This is a genomic window from Vibrio sp. 1CM8B (assembly GCF_023161685.1).
GTDB classification, from domain to species: Bacteria; Pseudomonadota; Gammaproteobacteria; order Enterobacterales; family Vibrionaceae; genus Vibrio; species Vibrio coralliirubri.
On sequence record NZ_JALNTU010000001.1, the window covers coordinates 616229 to 635750 of the forward strand.

Genomic DNA, 19522 nt, shown 5'->3' on the forward strand with positions numbered 1-19522 from the left:
CTACGTGAAAGGAGAAAGTCGGGATCACTTTAATTTAAATTAATTTCTACTATACAAAATTATAGTGAAGAAAAGTGCTTATTGCCCCGTAATGATTTGATTCAAAAAAGGAACTAGAGACGGAAAACTGGCTGGCTCAGTAAATTCTGTTTTCTTTTCCATTGGGATAGGCATCATTTCGAGCAATCGCGCACAAATCCATTGTGGGTTCTCGAAATCTGGAGTGGGATAGAGTGTTCTTATCGAATCGTGGTCGCGAAACAACTGAACCAAAAAAGCGGTAAACACGTTAGGCACTTTATATTCATGAGCTGGCCAGTGTGGCAACGATCTGAACTTACTTTTAATCAGGTCATCGTCGTCTCGAAACGACCCATGCAATTGCACCAACTTTTCGCCTTCAACATCAATTTCTAAGATTTGGTCATCCGACATATTGAAGTCGACGATGGTCACCTTTGTTCCCCAAGAACTGAGATGATCAGAGTTAGAGTTGTCTTGAGTGGCAATAATGAAACCATCGCCTTGCGCTGCGTGAGCGACCATCGCGAGATACTTAGGCTCAAAAATGCGCAGTCTTTGTCTGCCTCCCGGTAGAAGGAAGATGGGGAGAGGAAACACAGCGAGCTCCAGAGAAGACTCTACGGGTGTTTCTGGTTCGGCGTTTGTCCGCGTGGTCTTCCTAGGTGAATTCGGCACATAGCCCTCCTTAGTTCAAATGTGATTTGAGAAGATATACGCGGGGAGGGTGGTGTTCGATCAATTCGCTTCGGCTTATGTTCGCAAAGGGATAGGTATTTTGTTGCACCTGTTCATAAATTCATTGTTTTTACCTTTTCTCATACGCGTCATTAGGTAATATATGAACAAATAGTAAGCGAATGGGTAGTCGCCAGACGATGCTTCTATCTGACGTTCTTCTATACCTAACATCGCATCAAAGGAATGGTCATGATTGTTATTTATGGTATCAAAGAGTGCTTAAATCCAATTAAGTTGCAGCTTTCTAATGTGTTGCAGCAGTGCTTAAACAGTGAAATGGGTTTACCCGATGACAAGCGAGCACATCGGTTTGTGCCATTGGAACGAGATGACTTCTTTTACCCGGAAGGAAGAACAGAAGCTTATACCGTCATTGAGATAAATATGATGGAAGGTCGAGCGGTAAACACCAAAAAGCGCTTAATTAAGAAGATATTTTCTGAAATAGAAAAGCAGTTAGCTATCTCTCCAATTGATATTGAAATCACCATTAAGGAACAGCCATCGCACTGCTGGGGATTTCGAGGCATGACCGGCGATGAAGCTCAAGATCTGAAGTATAAAGTGAAGGTCTAGGGTTTAAACTCTTAGCTCCTAACACGTAAGACTTAAGCTTACCTATCGAGTGACGGCTTTGGAATTTGATACCAAAGCCGTTTTGTCTCGTTCTCGACACTAACTTTTAAGCATTTAAGCATCGTCACTCTCTTTTAAATACTGGTGCCAATTTTCATTGATCACATCAAAGTGCTCAACGCAGAACTCTTTTCTGTCTTTCAAATAGTCGTTTTCCACTTCATCGAGCAAGTTCTTATAGGCATCAGGATCGCTGCCATACACCAAGCATAATGTGGAGAAGTAACGCTGCAGATCGAAACTGTGCTCGTCGATGTATTCCCCCAAGTCGTAATACTCTGGGCGGTCTTCTGACTCGAAAGCGAACATGTCTGCAGCGCTGATAGCGGCATCAGCCCCATGCTCTACGTAGTTAAGCAATAGCACGGTTGCTAGGTTATCAACCGCATCTTCTTCTTTACCCAATATGGCAATGTTCTGATCTTCGATATACGCATGCCCAGCTTCGTGCAGCAGAGTGTGCAGCAAGGTATCAATAGCGCCGGTTTGTGCAGATTTCCCATACTCTTTTTCGTATTGGTTCTTCTCAAAGTAATGGAGTGACTCAGCGTAAAAACTGTAAGGGATCAGCACTTGATGCGTTTGTGGATCGTACAGCGGCCCTTCTTCCCCGCCATATTGAATGGTTAATGGCTTCTCAAACATGAACAGTTGGTTTGATAGGTCGACCACGGTGTCATTAACGCCACTGCTTTGAATCTCTCGTTTGAGCTGCTCTTCTTCGGTATTTTGCGGTGTAGAGTACTCGACGAGCAGGTTACTTTGGGTGGTTTGTTCACTAGATGCATAAGTTGTGGCAAACATTGCACTTAAGGCTAGGCTGCAGGTCAATGTTCGTTTCAATAATGTCATCGGCTATCCTGATTTAGTTATTGCGTTAGAGTATAAGTTTAGACGGAATTTTGATGCATCGAGGACTGCAATTTTTGATGTAGGCGCTATCCTATCAATGAATAATCCGCTTAGCGTTTCGCCACAAAGAATAGGTGAGCTGAATGAGCGGTATCTATGTGATTCGTTTCTGTTGGTAATTAACAGATAAATTTCGGTTCGACAGAACCCTTGTGCTATACTCCGCGCCCCAATCCGAATTGGCTTGTTTAATCTTAGGAAATTATTATGAGTGTTAAAAACGAACTTCAACAAATTAACAACCGTCTAGACAAGTGTCGCCACAAGTTAGATGCTGCTAAAACTCGTAATGATCGTCCTGTTGTTCGTCAGTTCGAGGAAGAGATTAAGAAGCTAACTAAGAAAATTGCCCAGCTTAAACACAAAGAAAGCTACGATGTGAACCAAGAGCGTAAGTCTCTGGTTGATATGCCATTTAGCCGTGAAATCACTAAGGCTGAGCAAGCGGATATGGGTAAACTTAAAAAGTCTGTTAAAGGACTCGTAATTGTTCACCCAATGACGAAGATCGGTAAAGAACTTCGCATTGAGGTTATGACTGGTTACGCACCGAAAAAATTCTAATTACCAGCGATGGTGATGAAAGAGGAGCTAGAAATAGCTCCTTTTTGCTTTTTTAGGTATTAAGAAAGCAGAGTCAGCGGCATAGATACTCACGCCGTTTTCAACTTTTAGGAGGTGATTGTTGTCACAAATCCTTTTATCTCCTATAAAAGTTAACGTGCTACTAACATGGCACTAAGCGATCGCAGTAATGTGTTCGCTTTTCGAATCCACACTTTCTCTCCAGTTTGTATAAATATAGGTAGAGCAGCACAAATAATTACAGATAAAACTAGACTCATTAGGGAAGATGAGAACGTAAAAAAATAGAGGTTATATGAATCAATTAATTTCAATTGGACCATTAGAATCCTTCCTAATCGCGATTAGTGTTTTGTTTCTAGGTCATTTCGTCAATGCAAAGCTTCCGATTCTCAAAAAGTACAACATTCCAGAGCCCATTGTCGGCGGCTTGATTGTCGCTTTTGCTATTACAGCCCTGCACTTTAACGGCCTTGACCTTGAGTTTTCTTTGCCCCTGCAGAACACGTTTATGTTGATGTTCTTTGCAACGGTCGGCCTTGCGGCGAACTACACGCAGCTGATAAAAGGTGGTGCTAAGGTATTCTTATTCTTAGGGGTAGCGTCGGTTTACATCATTATCCAAAACGGTGTAGGCGTAACCTTAGCAACGGCACTAGGCCTTGAACCCTTGATGGGTTTGATTGCTGGCTCTATCACGCTTTCGGGTGGTCACGGTACAGGCGCGGCTTGGTCTCAAACTTTTGCAGACACGTTTGGCATTGCAAATACGCTAGAAATCGCAATGGCTTCAGCGACCTTTGGTTTGATCATTGGTGGTATTATCGGTAGCCCAGTGGCGCAAAAGCTGATTGATAAAAACCAGCTTGAGTCTGAGTACGGTACTGGTACGCAAACGCACGAACGCTTCCCTGAACTTGTTACTTACAACGAGTATGAAGAAGATAAAGTGACGGCGAAGAAGGTGATTGAAGTGTTGTTCATCCTTCTTATCTGTATCACGGGTGCGAAGTACCTAGAGCAGTGGGTGGCGACTTTTGAAATTTCTTGGTTGATGATTCCTGACTTCGTTTACGCGTTGTTTATTGGTGTGTTCATCACTAACGTGTTTGAAGTGACTAAGCTGCATAAGACTGACAGCGAAACGGTCGATATTCTTGGTACGGTGTCATTGTCACTGTTTCTAGCAATGGCGCTAATGAGCCTTAAGCTTTGGAACATCTTTGACCTTGCGATTCCGTTCTTGGTTATCCTTGCGGTTCAGGCGGTGGTGTTAGGTATCTTCTCTTACTTTGTGACGTTTAAAGTAATGGGTTCTAACTACGACGCAGCGGTTATGGCAGGTGGTCACTGTGGTTTCGGCCTAGGTGCAACACCAACAGCGGTAATGAACATGGGCTCTTTGGTGAACCGTTTTGGTCCATCGCCACAAGCCTTCATGGTGGTGCCAATTGTTGGTGCCTTCTTTATCGATATCGTTAACCTGATTATCCTTCAGGGTTACATCTCGTTTATCGGTTAATGTTCGCCTGTGCTTAAATGCGATGAGCTCATCGCACTAAGATGAACACAAGAAAGCCAGTCTGTTGACTGGCTTTTTTATTGCTTGCTTATACTCGAGTTGCTCTAGTATAAGCATCAAATTTTCCCGAATTTGATGTGCATTTTTGCGTTTAACACAGCCGAACATATGTAATGAGTCGACGGCTTTTACACCTTTGTACTTATGATGGTGAACTGATTTGCAACTCCTTTAGTAAAGGAAATGCAGCCTTGATGTGCTCCCCCGTGACAATGAATCCAACCAACTGGTTATCTTCATTGAAGCCCTTAGCGACAATGCCTTTAGGATCGAATCGAGTTTCCCAGCTCTGAGCTGTGTGAATATCGCGCCCTGCGAGCTGAATAGGATAACTCGGTGTTTTCACCTTTGTGATCATATGAGGCAAGCTGAGCTTTGCTTCGCCCACTTTGATGTCGCCTTTATCCATAGTCAGCTGCTTCGCCAACACGTTTGCCGACAAGATTGCTGGCTGTAAATAGGCCATCACACGACCTTCAATTTCAGCGCAATCACCAATCGCATACACATTGTTGGCACTGGTTTTCAGGGTGTCATCGACCACAATGCCTCTGTTGACGTCTATTCCCGCTTGCGTGGCTAAAGCCGAATTTGGCCTTAATCCTGCTGCGGCAATCACGATATCTGCTCGTATTAATCGAGAGGCGGTAGTTTGTAGCCTGACTCCATCGTGGAGGTAAGTCGCTCGACAAATCGCAGAGTCGGTTTCGACGGTAACCCCTGCTTTTGCCAGTTCCCTTTCCAATTCAAGTGAAACGAAAGGTGGCACTAGGTTATTCAATAGATAACTTGCGGGTTCGATAATCGTGACATTTTTGCCCGCAGTTTGAAGGTCGAATGCAAGCTCGACCCCAATCAAGCCTCCACCAATCACAGAGATGCGTTGTGCGTCATCAACCTGAGCCTTGTGTTTCTCGAACTCTTCCAAGCTATTGAGAGTAATGGTCGCGCTGCGTTTTAACCCTTCCGCTGGTGGTATGAAGGGCGTTGCGCCAGTCGCTAATACCAACTTCGAATAGTGGATAATTTGCCCGTCAACATGAACACACTGCTGCTTAGTATCGATTTCACTGACGAAAGCCTTGGTTTTGATGACTACGTTGTACTGCTCAGCCAATTGCTGAGCGTTATTAACGGCTAACGACTGTGGTGTTTGAGCCTGGCTGAATACGTGTGAAAGATTCGGCTTACTGTACTCAACCCCTGCATCTGCCGTGATCATGGTAATCGCGACATCTTGGTCAATTTTACGTACCATCTTTATGGTTTGTAGGGCGGCGAAACCACCGCCCACAATCACAATGTTCGACATGTTACTTCTCCACAAACACTTCTTTACCTAAATGGCATTCAGGGCAAAGGAAATCATCTGGCACTTGTGCCCAAGGTGTTCCCGGTTCAACGCCTTGGTAGGGTTCACCTAACTGTGGGTCGTACACCCATTCACACACAGTACAGCGCCAGCAAGTGCAATCTGCGCTATGTACAGGCTTATCTTGCGCTTCTTCTGACTTCTGCTCTGTCGTGTCTTTTAGCTCTGTTGGGGTGCTTGTCGGTGCTGATTCAATACGTTGAACGTTGCGCTCAACTTGTTTAGGCTCACTAACCTTGTCCGCATCGGTGCGCCAAACCTCGGCCAGTGTCATCCCGTAATCAATACATTGACGAAGTGCGTCTGTATCTGGTTTCCAGTGGATGTGCTGAGGTGCGCTCACCTCGAAGTTGGCTTCACGTAAGCGAGCATCGATGCGCTTTACTGCGCCGCCAGTCCAACCTGAAGATCCAAATGCTGCGGCTCTTTTTCCTGCAAAGCGCAGGCCGTGTATTTCTTCAAGTAGCGCGGCGATTTGCGGCATCATCACGTTGTTCATGGTCGATGACCCAACAAGCACACCCTTTGAACGGAAGATATTGGCAAGGATGTCATTCTTGTCGTGCTTAGAAATATTGAAGACCTTGATTGCCGTTTCTGGGCTGCCTTTACGGATACCCTTTGCGATCGCGTCAGCCATCATGCGAGTGTTGTTGGACATGGTGTCGTAGACAATCGTGATACGATCTTCTTTGTAGGCTTTCGACCACTCGTAATATTGCTCAACGATTTGAGTCGCGTTGTCGCGCCAAATACAGCCGTGAGAAGTAGCAATGACATCGATCGGCACACCTAAGCTCAGTACTTCTTCAATCTTTGCTTTAACCAGCGGCGCAAACGGCGTCAGGATGTTCGAGAAGTAACGCAGACATTGTTCATGCAGCTCAACTTGGTCTAGTTGGTCATTGAATAGGTTTTCGTCGCAGTAGTGTTGGCCGAAAGCGTCGTTACTAAACAGGATTTCATCTCCAGTTAAGTAAGTCGCCATTGAGTCTGGCCAGTGCAGCATTTTCATCTCTACGAAGATAAGTTGCTTTCCGTTACCGACATCAAGGGTGTCACCGGTTTTGACGGTTCTGAAATTCCAGTCTGGTTGGTGGTGGTGACCAACAATGGAGTTTACACCCGCTTCAGTGCAATAAACCGGCGTGTTCGGAATTTTAGCAAGCAGCGCAGAGAGCGCGCCTGAGTGGTCTTCTTCAGCGTGCTGACAAATGATGTAGTCGATCTCATTGATATCGATTTCCATCTCTAGGTTTGCAAGGAATTGCTCAGTAAAGCGATGATCGACAGTATCGACAAGCACTGTCTTCTCTTCACGGATCAGGTATGAGTTATAGCTCGTACCTTTGTTCATGTGGTATTCCTTACCGTGGAAGTGCTCGGTTTCCCAATCGTGGACGCCGACCCAATGAACATTTGATTTAACGTGAATAGTCATAATGATAATACCTTATTGAAATATCTAAGGCTCTCATTGCACTAGTCATGCCATGCTTTTAAGTGTTTGTTTTTATGTCGTTTGTTTGGTTTTTAATCGCCATGATGTGTCTTTATGACATTGTAGTTTGTGTAATCGAAATAAACACAGTGTGTCTTTATGACTAAGTGGTTGGTGGTTGATGGTTGGTAGTTGCTTGGATAAATAACAGATACAAAAAAGGCCAGACGAGCGTCTGGCCAAATAAAGCAGTGCGATTTGTTTGTGTCAGCTATTACAGATCAGTGTCTATTACAGCGTAGTAATGACTTCATCAAGAGCTAGGCGCGCTTTTGGTTTGCCGTAGTTGTAGTCTTCGCCGTCTTTGTGGTAGCCGATAGCTAGCGCTACATCAACAACGTGACCTTCTAGTTCGTCAGCAAACTCTTCGCTGATCATAGCTGCATCTACACCTTCCATAGGTGTTGAAGCGATACCTAGACGAGCTAGTGTGTGCAGTGTGTTACCTAGTGCGATGTAAACTTGAGACTTAGTCCAGTTACCGTTGAAACCTGTTTCGTCTGTGTTCATTTCTGCGAATGCGTAAGCACCTAAGAATTGCTCGTACATTTCAGCTGGTAGGTGACCAGAGCTTACTTCTGTATCTGCACGCTTCGCGAATTTCTCTTTTGTGTACTTAGGATCGTGAGCAAACAGGATCGTGTGTGACGCTTCTTTCGCATGTGGTTGGTTAAACTGGAACATGTTTTCGAAAGTATTGTGGAAGCGTTGTTTTGCTGCGTCGCTCTCAATGATGATGAATTTCCAAGGCTGAGAGTTGATAGAAGAAGCTGACAAGCGAAGTGCTTCTTTGATTACTTCCATGTCTTCCGCAGAGATGCGTTTTTCTGCATCGTATTTTTTAGCTGTGTAACGAGTGTTTAGATCAGTAATGATTGGATGAGTCATGTTGAATCCTAATATCTATCAATAATAAATGTTGTAGGGTTTTATGTTCAGTCACGTCAACAATAAACGGATAACGAATTTAAACGAATTTCAATAGATTGAACGTCTAAATAGTTATCGAACATGCCCCAATAAATCGAGTATCTGCGGTAGCTCAAGTCGATGGGTGTAAGATAATAGAAGAATGACTCGGGAAAAATAGCGAACATATCAAATCACTATGGTTAATAATGTCCATAATGACTCGATAAATGTGATCTTAATGGAGGTGGAATCTCTAGATTCAGTAGCTTAGTACGCCTTGATACCATATTGGCGCAATAATGGCGGAAGTACGCTGTCTAGGTTGGGGATATCTTCTGGCGTGATTTCGATTAAACCAAAACCATGCTCTTCATAGATTTTTCTCGTCGCTTCACGTTTATCTTCGGCGATGGGCGCAGAATCGGTTCCCCAGAACTGGATGTACACTTTGCCACTTGGTAGATAAAAATCGCTGATCACTTCTTTTGATATTGGCAGCGGACGCTCGTACGCATGAACCACTCCTGCCATATAAAGCCAGTTATCGATGATCAGCTCTCCCTTTGAACGTACGTAATGCCCATCTAAGCTTCGGTGCTTCGCCTCAAATTTCTGACGAAAACTGGAGAATGACACATCGGTCGAGTGGCTTTCAGCATCATGCCCTAGGAATTCAACAACAGACTGCTTCAAACGTTTATTGCGAACCAGTGAGTCGTGCCATACCACGAATAAGTTTTGAGTCGCTTTATCTTCTCTTTGTTCACCACCGGCTTTTAAGCCTGTAGAGGTGACATGCCAACCGTCTTCTTCTTTTGTTATCCAACCAAGTTCATTGAGCAATAAGTTGATCTTCTTTGCGCTAAGTTGAAAAGCACTACCCAGTTGAGTCGCAGTTAGTGTTTTTCCTGAGAATGAGTCCAAATCGATAAGTAGTTTCTCTGGCCAGACAATAAAGACACCAAACTTCTTGTGTTCGACATATTCCCCACCAAAGCTTTCTCCCCGTTCTGTGAGAATCCAACGCTCTTGTGAACGCACTATATAGCCCGCTGTTTTTAGATCGCTAAATAAAGCTTTAGCTTCTATGCCTTTTTGTTTAGCGAGTGCGGATGTGGAAATTTTGTCTGACATAGTCTTTTCTCAAATAGCGGAGTCATCAGCTTATGGGTGTTGGAGATATATATGATGCGATAGCGTTGGTAAATACCATATCACATCTATCAATACTAACTGCAGTTCAGTGGTCTATGTTTTTAGTAGAGCGTTAGGTCTCGTTTTGTATTTTTAGCAAAATGTAGCCCAGACTGTAATTAAATTACATTTATAGCGATTTTGCTCATCTGGGTGCATATTTTATATGCGTGACACGATGTTCTTTTATACGGTTTATATAGATCTCAGATGCTATATTTTACTAAGTGTGATTTTGATCACTGTTTATTTTTAAGTATTACAAAATAAAATGTGATCTTGATCGTGTGTTAATGATATCTATTCTCATTAATTTGGCTTTGTAATTTAAATTCATGGTGTTTTTGTGATCTAAGATGTGCTTGTTAACCCGAAAGTGTTTTTCGTGTGTGATGGCCATCACGAAAGTTGGGCTAGGGTGCATTTTGGAAATGTTGTGATACATTTTAATCGACTTTTGAGTACACACTTTCGGTCATTTGACCAACCAATACACTACGGGGTTCTACCTATGTTATCACCAGAAGCAAAGATTAAGGTTCAAAACTTTGGTCGTTTCTTATCCAATATGGTAATGCCAAACATCGGCGCATTTATTGCGTGGGGTTTCATTACTGCACTATTCATCCCAACGGGTTGGTGGCCTAACGAAACGTTAGCATCAATGGTTGGTCCTATGATTACATACCTACTGCCACTATTGATTGGTTACACCGGTGGTAGAATGGTTGGTGGTGACCGCGGTGCGGTAGTGGGCGCTATCACAACAATGGGTGTTATCGTAGGTACTGATATCCCAATGTTCATGGGTGCAATGATTGTAGGTCCACTAGGTGGTATCGCAATTAAGAAATTCGATGAAGCTGTTCACGGTAAAGTGAAGAGTGGTTTCGAAATGCTAGTGAACAACTTCTCTGCGGGTATCATCGGCATGATCTGTGCGATCATCGCGTTCATCGTGATTGGTCCTGCGGTTAAGATTCTGTCTGGCGGACTTGCGGCTGGCGTAAACGCAATGGTAGAAGCGGGTGCACTACCTCTAGCATCTATCTTTGTTGAACCTGCGAAAATCCTATTCCTAAATAACGCAATCAACCACGGTATCTTCTCTCCACTAGGTATCCAGCAATCTGAAGAGATGGGTCGTTCAATCTTCTTCCTAATCGAAGCAAACCCAGGTCCTGGTTTTGGTCTTCTACTTGCTTACATGGTGTTTGGTAAAGGTAGCGCGAAGCAATCTGCTGCTGGTGCATCTATCATCCACTTCCTAGGTGGTATCCACGAAATTTACTTCCCTTACGTTCTAATGAACCCACGCCTAATTCTTGCGGTAATCGCAGGTGGTATGGCTGGCGTATTCACTAACGTAATGTTCGATTCTGGCCTTATCTCTCCAGCATCACCAGGTTCTATCTTCGCAATCTTACTGATGACGCCAAAAGGCTCTTACATCGGTGTTGTATTGTCGGTTATCGCAGCAACAGCAGTATCTTTCGTAGTCGCTTCAATCCTGCTTAAGACTTCAGCTCAAGATGATGACGAAGACTCTCTAGAAAAAGCTTCAGCACAAATGAAAGACATGAAAGCGTCTTCTAAAGGTGCAGCAGCAGAAGCAAACGTAAACCTAGCGGATGTAAAAGCAGTTTATGTAGCGTGTGATGCGGGTATGGGTTCAAGTGCAATGGGTGCAGGTCTACTACGTAAGAAAGTAGCAACAGCTGGCCTAGACATTGAAGTGACCAACTACGCAATCAACAACCTACCGGCTGATTCGCAAATCGTTATTACGCATAAAGACCTAACAGACCGTGCTCGTAGCACTGTGCCAGGTGCGATGCATATGTCTCTAAGCAACTTCCTAGACGGCGGCGTATACGACCAACTAGTTGCTGAGCTTGTCGATGCTCAAAGTGGTGAAGCGAAAGTAGAAGCTCCGGCTCCTGCAGCAGCTCCAGCGCAAGAAGGCAACAAGCTTGCACTTACTGACGACAGCATCTTCCTTGGCCTTAAAGCGACTCAAAAAGAAGACGCAATCAAGTTTGCTGGCGAACAATTAGTAAAACTTGGCAACGTATCACCAGAATACGTAGATGGCATGTTTGCTCGTGAAGAGCTTGTGTCTACTTACCTAGGTGAGTCTATCGCAGTACCACACGGCACAATCGAAGCGAAACAGTACGTACAAAAAACCGGCATCGTTTTCTGTCAGTACCCTGAAGGTATTCAGTGGGGCGAAGATGAAGATGATATCGCGAAGATGGTTATCGGTATTGCCGCACAAGGCGATGAGCACAACATGGTGCTGATGGCTATTACCAATTCACTCGATGATGAAGAAGCTGTGGAATGCCTACAGAACACAACAAACCCTGCTGATGTTCTACGTATTCTCAACGGAAACTAAAAAGCTCTAGTCAAGCTCCTGAGTGAAGGAGGCCGGTATCCCCCTACTGGCCTCATTTTCGGTCTTAATCTTTCTAACAAGATTCAGTCTGAATAGCTTACTGCTTAATGCCTAGGGCACATCGTCAAGGCATGTTGTTGAGCAGTTAGCTATCTAGATTCAAATATTTATAAGGTCAAAATTATGAAAGCGTTACATTTTGGTGCAGGTAATATCGGTCGTGGTTTCATTGGTAAGCTTCTTTCTGATGCTGGTATGAAGGTTACGTTTGCTGACGTAAATGAAACGGTTGTAAATGCGTTAATTGAACGCCAAGAATACCCAGTTAAGATTGTTGGCGAAGAGTGTGTTGTCGAAGTTGTTAAGAACGTGACAGCAGTAAACTCAGCAACAAGCGCAGTAGTAGATTGCATTGCTGAGTCTGATCTTGTGACGACTGCAGTGGGCCCTACGGTTCTTAAAATCATCTCTAAGTCTATCGCTCAAGGCATTGAAAAGCGTGCAGCAGCAAACAACACTGCACCAATGAACATCATCGCGGCAGAGAACATGGTTCGCGGTACTAGCCAATTAAAAGCAGCAGTGTTAGAGCACCTTTCTGATGAAATGAAAGCGTTCACTGAAGAGCACATTGGCTTTGTTGATTCTGCGGTTGACCGTATTGTTCCACCGGCAGAAGCGGGCGAAACAGACCCACTAGCGGTAACAGTTGAAACGTTCAGCGAGTGGATCGTAGACCAAACACAATTTAAAGGTGAGATTCCAAACATCCCAGGTATGGAATGCACTGACAACCTAATGGCTTTCGTTGAGCGTAAACTGTTCACGCTAAACACGGGTCACTTGGTAACGGCATACCTTGGTGTGCTTGCAGGTCACGAGACAATCAAAGACTCTATCGAAGATGATGTAATCCGCGCTGAAGTAACGGCAACGATGGAAGAGAGTGGTGCGGTTCTGATTAAGCGTTACGGTTTTGATCCAGAAGCTCACGCTGCCTACATCCAAAAGATTCTAGGTCGTTTTGCTAACCCGTTCCTACGTGATGAAGTAGACCGCGTTGGTCGTCAGCCAATTCGTAAACTGAGCCCGCAAGACCGCCTAGTTAAGCCTCTAAACGGTACATTAGAGTACGGCCTACCGAATGCTCACCTAGTAAAAGCAATCGCTGCTGCGTTCCATTACAAGAACGAAGACGACCCACAAGCGGTTGAACTTCAAGCAATGTTCGCAGAAAAAGGCTTTGCTGAGACATTAGCGCATTATTCTGAGCTGAATAGTGACTCAGAAGTTGTTAAACTAGCGGAAGAAGCTTATCTAGCATTGAAATGATAAACCATCAAAGTGCCACACCAGTGGCACTTTCTTATTGTCGAGCCGTTATGCCAATACAAACAAGCCATGAAACTGAATTACTCGAAGCCCTTTCGGAAGCTGAGAGTGCTGGCGCCTGCCTAATGGCTGCTTACGATGCATTGGACGACACGGTAGATGCCGTATTAAAAAACATCTTTAAGAAAGACGACACTGCAATTAAGTTCGTTGTCGAACCACTTCTCAACAGTGGTGGGCCGTTAGGCGAGATCATGATTCGTGCTAAGTTGCTACTCGGACTTGGCGTGATCAGTAAAGAACTCTACGACGATCTCGAGGTTTTCGTTACCTTGAAAGAGTGGGCGAAAATACAGGGTGAAGACACCAGCTTCACAGAAGTTGATGTGATATTTGAGCTCAACAAGGTGCACGCGATTCAGCGTATTATGCCTATCGAATATGACGCGGAGATGGTGGAAACCATGTCTGGCCCAATGCTTGAAATGTTCTTGGGGCGACATAATCAAAAGGTGAAGTCGACGATCGTATTGGCTATCACTGACATTATCACCACCTTATGCCGAGATAACGCGCTGAGCTCTTAGCTCTAGTTTGTAGCTCTGCTTATCTTGTTTCACACCCTACATATCTTGTAGCTGTTCGTTCGTTTCAATACAAAGTTTAAAATGATGGCGGTTTCTCTCGTTGGAGAAATCGCTTTGTTGTTTTTGTGCTTCTAAAAAATATCCGAAATATCTTCCCATTAAATACAAAAGCAGCAGGCACAAAAAAAGCCACATTCAGTGGCTTTTTCTATTCAAGACTATAGGAATTATAGGTCTTGGATGTTCTCAGCTTCTAGCTCTTGGAAGTAGCGTAGAGTCTTAACTTTTAGCTCTTGTTGAGCTGGCTCATCAGCAACGATGATAGCTTTACGGTGCATCTGTAGAGCTGTAACAGTCCACATGTGGTTTACAGAACCTTCGATAGCCATTTGAAGCGCTTGAGCTTTGTTGTGGCCTAGAGAAAGGATCATCACTTCTTCTGCATCTAGAAGAGTCGCAACACCGATAGTTAGTGCGTATTTAGGAACTTGGTTGATGTCGCCATCGAAGAAACGAGAGTTCGCGATACGAGTGTCTTCAGTCAACGTTTTGATACGAGTGCGTGAAGATAGAGAAGAACCTGGTTCGTTGAATGCGATGTGACCGTCGATGCCTACGCCGCCCATGAACAGGTTGATTTTGCCGTATGAACGGATTTTCTCTTCGTATGCTGCACAGTGAGCATCGATGTCTTCAGCTTTGCCGTCTAGCAGGTTGATGTTTTCTGCTTGGATATCAACGTGGTTGAAGAAGTTCTCGTGCATGAATGTGCGGTAAGATTCTGGGTGGTTTGGTTCGATACCAACGTACTCATCCATGTTGAATGTTACAACGTGCTTGAAGCTTACTTCGCCAGCTTTGTAAAGTTCAATTAGCTCAGCGTAAGTAGTTAGAGGTGTGCTACCAGTAGGAAGACCTAGTACAAATGGACGCTCAGCAGTTGGAGCGAATTTGTTGATCGAATCTGCGATATGACGAGCAGCCCATTTACCTACTTTTGCTTTGTTGCTTAATGGAATAAGTCTCATTGATTTTGCCCCTAGAAATAAAATTTTATAGTGTTCTGAAACATTAATTCGCATTATAAAATAAGTTATCCAGTTCCGCTATTGTTTTAGGTCAAGTTTTTGCTTTTTTCGTCGTAACTGTGACTGGAACTCTCAAAATTGCACAATTATTGTATGGATATTTGGTGGCGTTAAACAAGATTAATACGTTTGTCATATACAGCAATATTGATCTAATTCAGCACCTGAAAGGGTTGGTGTGTTTCTATGCCTTGATACGATTGTTGCAATAATGGCATCGCTCGAACCATTGACGAATTTTGGTGCATTAACGTGTTTCGCGTATAAACAAGCGTTGGAAGTAAAGTTGAAACTAGAAAAATAATGATGGCAATGGAGCGCTATCGTGATAAAAGACAGGGGCAGGATGAAGAACGATGAATCTCAGTGGGATGAATACCCATAAGATTGAACGAGAGCTGTGTTTTAGTCACGCTATCGCTATGAATTGTATGTAAATATTGGTAAAAATGGACAGGTTGGCTAAACTTACCAATTACAAAGAAGATGTGTGTTTGAAGGCAAAAAAAAGCCCAAAGTGATGAGGTATCACTTTGAGCGATTTTACTAATCTTCTAACACTAACTCACTTTCGTATTCTTCCCTAGATACGTCGCCGCGTTTGCAGCCGTTTAGGGTGTGAAAGCGACGGCGTCCACGAGCCAGTTGAATGTACTTCAACCAAACACGCTCTAACTTGGACTTTGCCTTATGAGGGTGAGACAACACTTTAATGAAGTGTTTTTCTTCTGCATTGATTGGTGCTAGTTCACCAGTTTCAAGTGCAAGCATAGTGTCACCAAACAAGGTTAGGATTTCCTCTTCCGAAAGAGTAAAATCACCCGACTTAGCGAACCCTCTCGGGAATTTAATGGTGTCATAAAAACGTTTTTTTCCGTGTCGGAATTCGGTCTCAGACATATCAGCCTCAGTAATGTGGTTAGATAGAAATTAGTGTTTATTGCTCACGCGAAAATATTGTTAAAAGGCTAAAATAGGAAACAAAACGTTTTTGCCTTTACGATAAACAATCCTAGATCGGCTAGTTAGCAGATTTATTACAGAGATGTATTTGATGGATGTGAAAGTATTTAGAACCTTTCTTGAGGTTGCAAGGGTGCGCCATTTTGGGCGTGCAGCTGAAAACTTGTATTTAACACAAGCGGCGGTGAGTGCGCGGATCAAACAGCTTGAAGGCTATTTTGATACTCAGCTCTTCATCCGTGACCGCAATAACATCAAACTCACATCTTCCGGTGAACGTTTGATTGGTTATGCCGAAGTGATGGTGTCCACCTTACAACAAGCCAAATTTGAGCTGTCGTTAGAGAGTGGTAAAGCTTTACAGCTAACGCTGGGCGGCACGCCGAATATTTGGGATGCGTATCTGCAAAACTGTTTAAGTGTGGTGACCGACTCTTTTGGCGGTTACGGCTTTATGGCAGAGGTGATGGGGCGCGAGCAACTGAACCGCAATTTGTTAGAACGAACCTTAGATATGGCTTTTGCGTTCGATCAGATCAAAGCAGAAGAGCTGAACTGTAAAAAAGTCGCTGACTTGGTTTTGGTGTTGGTATCAACGCAGCAAGATGACCTGGAATCTGTATTCCAACACAAGTATGTGTATGTGGATTGGGGAACGCGTTTTGGTTCTGAACACGCAGAACGTCACCCTAAAGTGCCAGCACCTTATTTACGCACCTCTACAGCGCGTATTGCCCTCGATTTCATTTTAGAGAAAGGTGGCAGTGCGTATCTTCCGGTGTCTCTAGTCGAACCTTTTATCGATTCGGGTCAGCTGCATAAGGTGAAAGGGGTTGAAGACTGGTATCGCCCAATTTATCTGAGCTACCGTAAAAGCAGTACTTCGGTTGATGCGATCATGCAGGTTGAGAAGTTGGTTAATGAGATTGACCCATCGACTGCTTACACATTGCAGCAAGCCGCTGAACAAGCGCCTGAGTAACGGCATTCGCGGTAAGCAATGGCTTTGTTGATTAGATTCAATAAAAAATGGCTCCCAACTAGTTATATAGTCGGGAGCCATTTTTGTTTTAAACCAGAGATGATTTTCTTTTCCAAATCAGAGATAACCCTAACTCGGATAAAACCGTTTAAGCCTGGTATGCGTAACCTTTTTTAAAAGCCCTATCACTTCAAAGCACTATTCTTCGAAAATTCTAGAGATTCATTAGATTCTCAATAGACTCTTCAAGAGAGTGTGACATGTACGAATGGATTTGACTGCCATCCGTTGCGTCAATCTCAATCATAGAAATCCCGTTGTCCGCTTTGTCTTCAAGAAAGCTTAGAGACTGCTCGACTGATTGACTGGTGAGAACCTGTTGGTTTGATAAAACAATACGACATGTGTGAAGAACCATAGCCTTTTCCTTTTTATATTTATATTCGATCGGTCTCTGCATCTTGGCGTGCTAAGTACCGATCGTTGACGTTGTGAGAAGATTGCCTTCTCTAGGTTAAATTTAGTCGAATTGAATAAAATTAAAACCCTTTTTTGTGATTTATCTGACCTTCGCTTCCGAAAGTGGCTAGCGACAATGGTGGTTCACGGTAAACTTTTAGGTATCGGATCAAACGCTATTGTAAATGGGAAGAGTACGGCATGTCGAAAAAGATCAATCACAACAGCACCTTAACCAGTGAGCAGTGCCATTTGGCTCGATATGCGCGAGATGCTCGCTTTGATGGGATGTTTTTTACAGCGGTGAAAACGACAGGAATTTTTTGTCGCCCGATTTGCCCAGCAAGTCCGCCCAAAGAAAAAAACGTCGAATATTTTTCCCATCAAGCTCAAGCATTGAAAGCGGGGTATCGTCCTTGTTTACGTTGCCGACCAGACAGCGCGCCTTTTTCGCCGGCTTGGAAGGGCGTCGAAACCACTTTCTTGCGTGCGATGCAGCTGATTGATAATGGCGCACTGAATTCAGGATCTATCGTCGACCTTGCAACGCGGTTAGGTATTTCAGATCGTTATTTACGAACCCTATTCGACAATTACATCGGTGTGTCACCCAAGCAATATAGTCTGTACAGCCAATTGATGTTTGCCAAGCAGTTGCTGCACACCAGCAGCATGAGCATTACGGATGTCGGCTTTGCTAGTGGCTTCAATAGTACGCGCCGTTTTAATGATGCCTTTCAAAAAGAGTTGCAGCTTTCGCCAAGCCAAATTAGGCGAGCGAAGCCAAGTGACACTCTGAGTAATCATATTCAGCTTGGTTTTCATGGGCCTTTAGATTGGAACCACTTATTGGGTTTCTATCGACGAAGAATGATTGAGGGCTTAGAAGATGTTGGCGAAGATTATTATAAGCGCACGGTAAATATGAACGGATCAAAGGGTTGGTTTAAGGCGACGTTAGCCAAAGAAAACCGCTTGGATATTGAATTTGAGTTGGACGATATAAGTCAATTAAGAAGCTTGATTGCGAATATCCGCCGTATGTTCGATCTTGATGTCGACATCGCCAAAGTCGAAGCTTTTTTTACGACTATCGATCCTAACTTGGTGGCTAAGAGTGGTATCCGTATTCCCGGCGTATGGAATCCTTGGGAAGCAGGAGTGAGAGCGATCCTCGGGCAGCAAGTCTCGGTAACCGCAGCGATTGGCCAGCTCAATTTATTGGTTAAAGAGCTTTCTGATGCATCTGAGAAAGCGTATTTCCCAACGCCTAAGCAGATAGCGGAGGCTGATGTTAGCTTTTTAAGAATGCCGGGAAGCCGCAAAGAGACCCTAAAGCGTTTTGCCGAATACATGGTCGACAATGAAACTGAGCATCCTTCTAAATGGATTGAGCTAAAAGGCATTGGACCTTGGACAATTCAATACGCGCTGCTTCGCGGGTTAAGCGAGCCTAACCATTTGTTGGTTGGTGATTTGGTAGTGAAGAAGTTCATCGAGTATCGTCCTGCCATTAATACAGAGAGTGTTTCACCTTGGGGGAGCTACGCCACGTTCCATTGCTGGAATCAGTCTTAATAGAAGCAACCCGCGAACATGAACAATCCACAAACTGTTGCAATCCACAAACATTTGCAGTACCAGGCTAGGAGATATTATGGCTAACCGTTTTACATATTATGAGAGCCCATTGGGAACCGTAACTTTACAGGCGAACAATGAGGGCTTGCTCGGCCTTTGGTTTGAAACGCATACCACTAAACCTGAACAGTTAGGCGTTCAAGATGATAGCTTTCCAATCTTTGTAGTGGCGATCGAGCAGCTTAATCGCTATTTCTCAGGCGAAGCTATCCAATTTTCTGTGCCGATCGCAGCCAAAGGCACTCCATTTCAGCAGTCGGTTTGGCAGGCGCTGACTACCATTCCTTATGGAGAGACTTGGAGCTATGCACAACTGGCTGATGCGATAGGTAATCCGAAAGCCGTTCGTGCTGTTGGCTTAGCGAATGGCAAAAATCCGGTTTCTGTGATTGTGCCGTGTCACCGTGTGATTGGCAAAAATGGCAAGCTGACGGGTTATGCGGGTGGTGTAGAACGCAAACAGCGCTTATTGGTGATAGAGGGCAGAGAGCAAGACTAGTAAGCGATTTGGCAACGAGCCTGTCGCGATGCTGGCTGAGGATCTCGTACTACTCAATGGTGAAGGCGAGTGGTTCTTAAAATGTGACTTTGCATTAAAATCAACGCTTTC

At 44.1% G+C, this 19522-nt stretch carries 18 protein-coding genes; 9 read left to right on the top strand and 9 right to left on the bottom strand.

All coding sequences use genetic code 11. From position 1 onward, the window contains the following. Nucleotides 1–78 precede the first annotated feature (78 nt). Nucleotides 79–699 carry an LON peptidase substrate-binding domain-containing protein gene (locus MSG36_RS02620; RefSeq protein ID WP_248366081.1) on the bottom strand — a complete coding sequence of 207 codons (621 nt, stop codon included), beginning with the start codon at nucleotides 697–699 and terminating at the stop codon, nucleotides 79–81. Between the two features lie 252 nt (nucleotides 700–951). Between MSG36_RS02620 and MSG36_RS02625 the strand changes: the two genes are divergently transcribed. Continuing rightward, the gene (locus MSG36_RS02625) at nucleotides 952–1338 is read left to right on the top strand and encodes a tautomerase family protein (protein WP_017070218.1); all 387 of its coding nucleotides are present in this window, start codon (nucleotides 952–954) and stop codon (nucleotides 1336–1338) included. 114 nt (nucleotides 1339–1452) lie between these two features. Here MSG36_RS02625 and MSG36_RS02630 read toward each other — a convergent pair whose 3' ends face one another. Beyond that, nucleotides 1453–2250: a DUF4344 domain-containing metallopeptidase gene (locus tag MSG36_RS02630; protein WP_248366083.1), complete on the bottom strand. Its 798-nt coding sequence runs from the start codon at nucleotides 2248–2250 to the stop codon at nucleotides 1453–1455. 267 nt (nucleotides 2251–2517) lie between these two features. Between MSG36_RS02630 and MSG36_RS02635 the strand changes: the two genes are divergently transcribed. Further along, nucleotides 2518–2874: a YibL family ribosome-associated protein gene (locus MSG36_RS02635; protein ID WP_017060971.1), complete on the top strand. Its 357-nt coding sequence runs from the start codon at nucleotides 2518–2520 to the stop codon at nucleotides 2872–2874. A 316-nt stretch (nucleotides 2875–3190) separates the two neighbouring features. Then, the gene (gene gltS, locus MSG36_RS02640) at nucleotides 3191–4417 is read left to right on the top strand and encodes a sodium/glutamate symporter (RefSeq protein ID WP_017060972.1); all 1227 of its coding nucleotides are present in this window, start codon (nucleotides 3191–3193) and stop codon (nucleotides 4415–4417) included. Between the two features lie 202 nt (nucleotides 4418–4619). Here gltS and norW read toward each other — a convergent pair whose 3' ends face one another. The 4 genes from norW to MSG36_RS02660 form a co-directional block, all read right to left on the bottom strand. Beyond that, on the bottom strand, nucleotides 4620–5789 hold the full coding sequence (gene norW / locus MSG36_RS02645; protein WP_248366085.1) for an NADH:flavorubredoxin reductase NorW: 1170 nt from the start codon (nucleotides 5787–5789) through the stop codon (nucleotides 4620–4622). Between the two features lies 1 nt (nucleotide 5790). Then, nucleotides 5791–7290 carry an anaerobic nitric oxide reductase flavorubredoxin gene (norV, locus tag MSG36_RS02650; protein WP_248366087.1) on the bottom strand — a complete coding sequence of 500 codons (1500 nt, stop codon included), beginning with the start codon at nucleotides 7288–7290 and terminating at the stop codon, nucleotides 5791–5793. A gap of 291 nt (nucleotides 7291–7581) precedes the next feature. Then, on the bottom strand, nucleotides 7582–8238 hold the full coding sequence (locus tag MSG36_RS02655) for an NAD(P)H-dependent oxidoreductase (protein WP_104216093.1): 657 nt from the start codon (nucleotides 8236–8238) through the stop codon (nucleotides 7582–7584). Between the two features lie 291 nt (nucleotides 8239–8529). Next, on the bottom strand, nucleotides 8530–9396 hold the full coding sequence (locus MSG36_RS02660; RefSeq protein ID WP_048610279.1) for a hypothetical protein: 867 nt from the start codon (nucleotides 9394–9396) through the stop codon (nucleotides 8530–8532). Nucleotides 9397–9967: 571 nt separating this feature from the next. Here MSG36_RS02660 and MSG36_RS02665 point away from each other — a divergent pair. From MSG36_RS02665 to MSG36_RS02675, 3 genes are all read left to right on the top strand, one after another. Beyond that, a complete protein-coding gene (locus MSG36_RS02665; RefSeq protein ID WP_248366089.1) occupies nucleotides 9968–11860 on the top strand; it encodes a PTS mannitol transporter subunit IICBA in 1893 nt (630 codons plus the stop codon). Nucleotides 11861–12043: 183 nt separating this feature from the next. Further along, nucleotides 12044–13192, top strand: a complete 1149-nt coding sequence (locus MSG36_RS02670; RefSeq protein WP_009846102.1) for a mannitol-1-phosphate 5-dehydrogenase — start codon at nucleotides 12044–12046, stop codon at nucleotides 13190–13192. Nucleotides 13193–13242: 50 nt separating this feature from the next. Continuing rightward, a complete protein-coding gene (locus MSG36_RS02675; protein WP_017065079.1) occupies nucleotides 13243–13779 on the top strand; it encodes an MltR family transcriptional regulator in 537 nt (178 codons plus the stop codon). A gap of 227 nt (nucleotides 13780–14006) precedes the next feature. Here the strand turns inward: MSG36_RS02675 and nagB are convergent, their stop codons facing one another. Both nagB and MSG36_RS02685 read right to left on the bottom strand, forming a co-directional pair. After that, the gene (gene nagB / locus MSG36_RS02680) at nucleotides 14007–14807 is read right to left on the bottom strand and encodes a glucosamine-6-phosphate deaminase (protein ID WP_019819998.1); all 801 of its coding nucleotides are present in this window, start codon (nucleotides 14805–14807) and stop codon (nucleotides 14007–14009) included. A 606-nt stretch (nucleotides 14808–15413) separates the two neighbouring features. Then, nucleotides 15414–15767, bottom strand: a complete 354-nt coding sequence (locus MSG36_RS02685; protein WP_017061517.1) for a DUF413 domain-containing protein — start codon at nucleotides 15765–15767, stop codon at nucleotides 15414–15416. 154 nt (nucleotides 15768–15921) lie between these two features. Here MSG36_RS02685 and MSG36_RS02690 point away from each other — a divergent pair, with 154 nt between their 5' ends. Continuing rightward, a complete protein-coding gene (locus tag MSG36_RS02690; protein ID WP_029405267.1) occupies nucleotides 15922–16812 on the top strand; it encodes a LysR family transcriptional regulator in 891 nt (296 codons plus the stop codon). A 214-nt stretch (nucleotides 16813–17026) separates the two neighbouring features. Here the strand turns inward: MSG36_RS02690 and MSG36_RS02695 are convergent, their stop codons facing one another. Next, nucleotides 17027–17230, bottom strand: a complete 204-nt coding sequence (locus MSG36_RS02695) for a hypothetical protein (protein ID WP_048610044.1) — start codon at nucleotides 17228–17230, stop codon at nucleotides 17027–17029. Nucleotides 17231–17472: 242 nt separating this feature from the next. Between MSG36_RS02695 and MSG36_RS02700 the strand changes: the two genes are divergently transcribed. Next, complete coding sequence (locus MSG36_RS02700; RefSeq protein WP_248366091.1) at nucleotides 17473–18849, top strand: AlkA N-terminal domain-containing protein; 1377 nt, start codon at nucleotides 17473–17475, stop codon at nucleotides 18847–18849. Between the two features lie 79 nt (nucleotides 18850–18928). Further along, on the top strand, nucleotides 18929–19411 hold the full coding sequence (locus MSG36_RS02705) for a methylated-DNA--[protein]-cysteine S-methyltransferase (RefSeq protein ID WP_060980897.1): 483 nt from the start codon (nucleotides 18929–18931) through the stop codon (nucleotides 19409–19411). The last annotated feature ends 111 nt before the right edge of the window (nucleotides 19412–19522 follow it).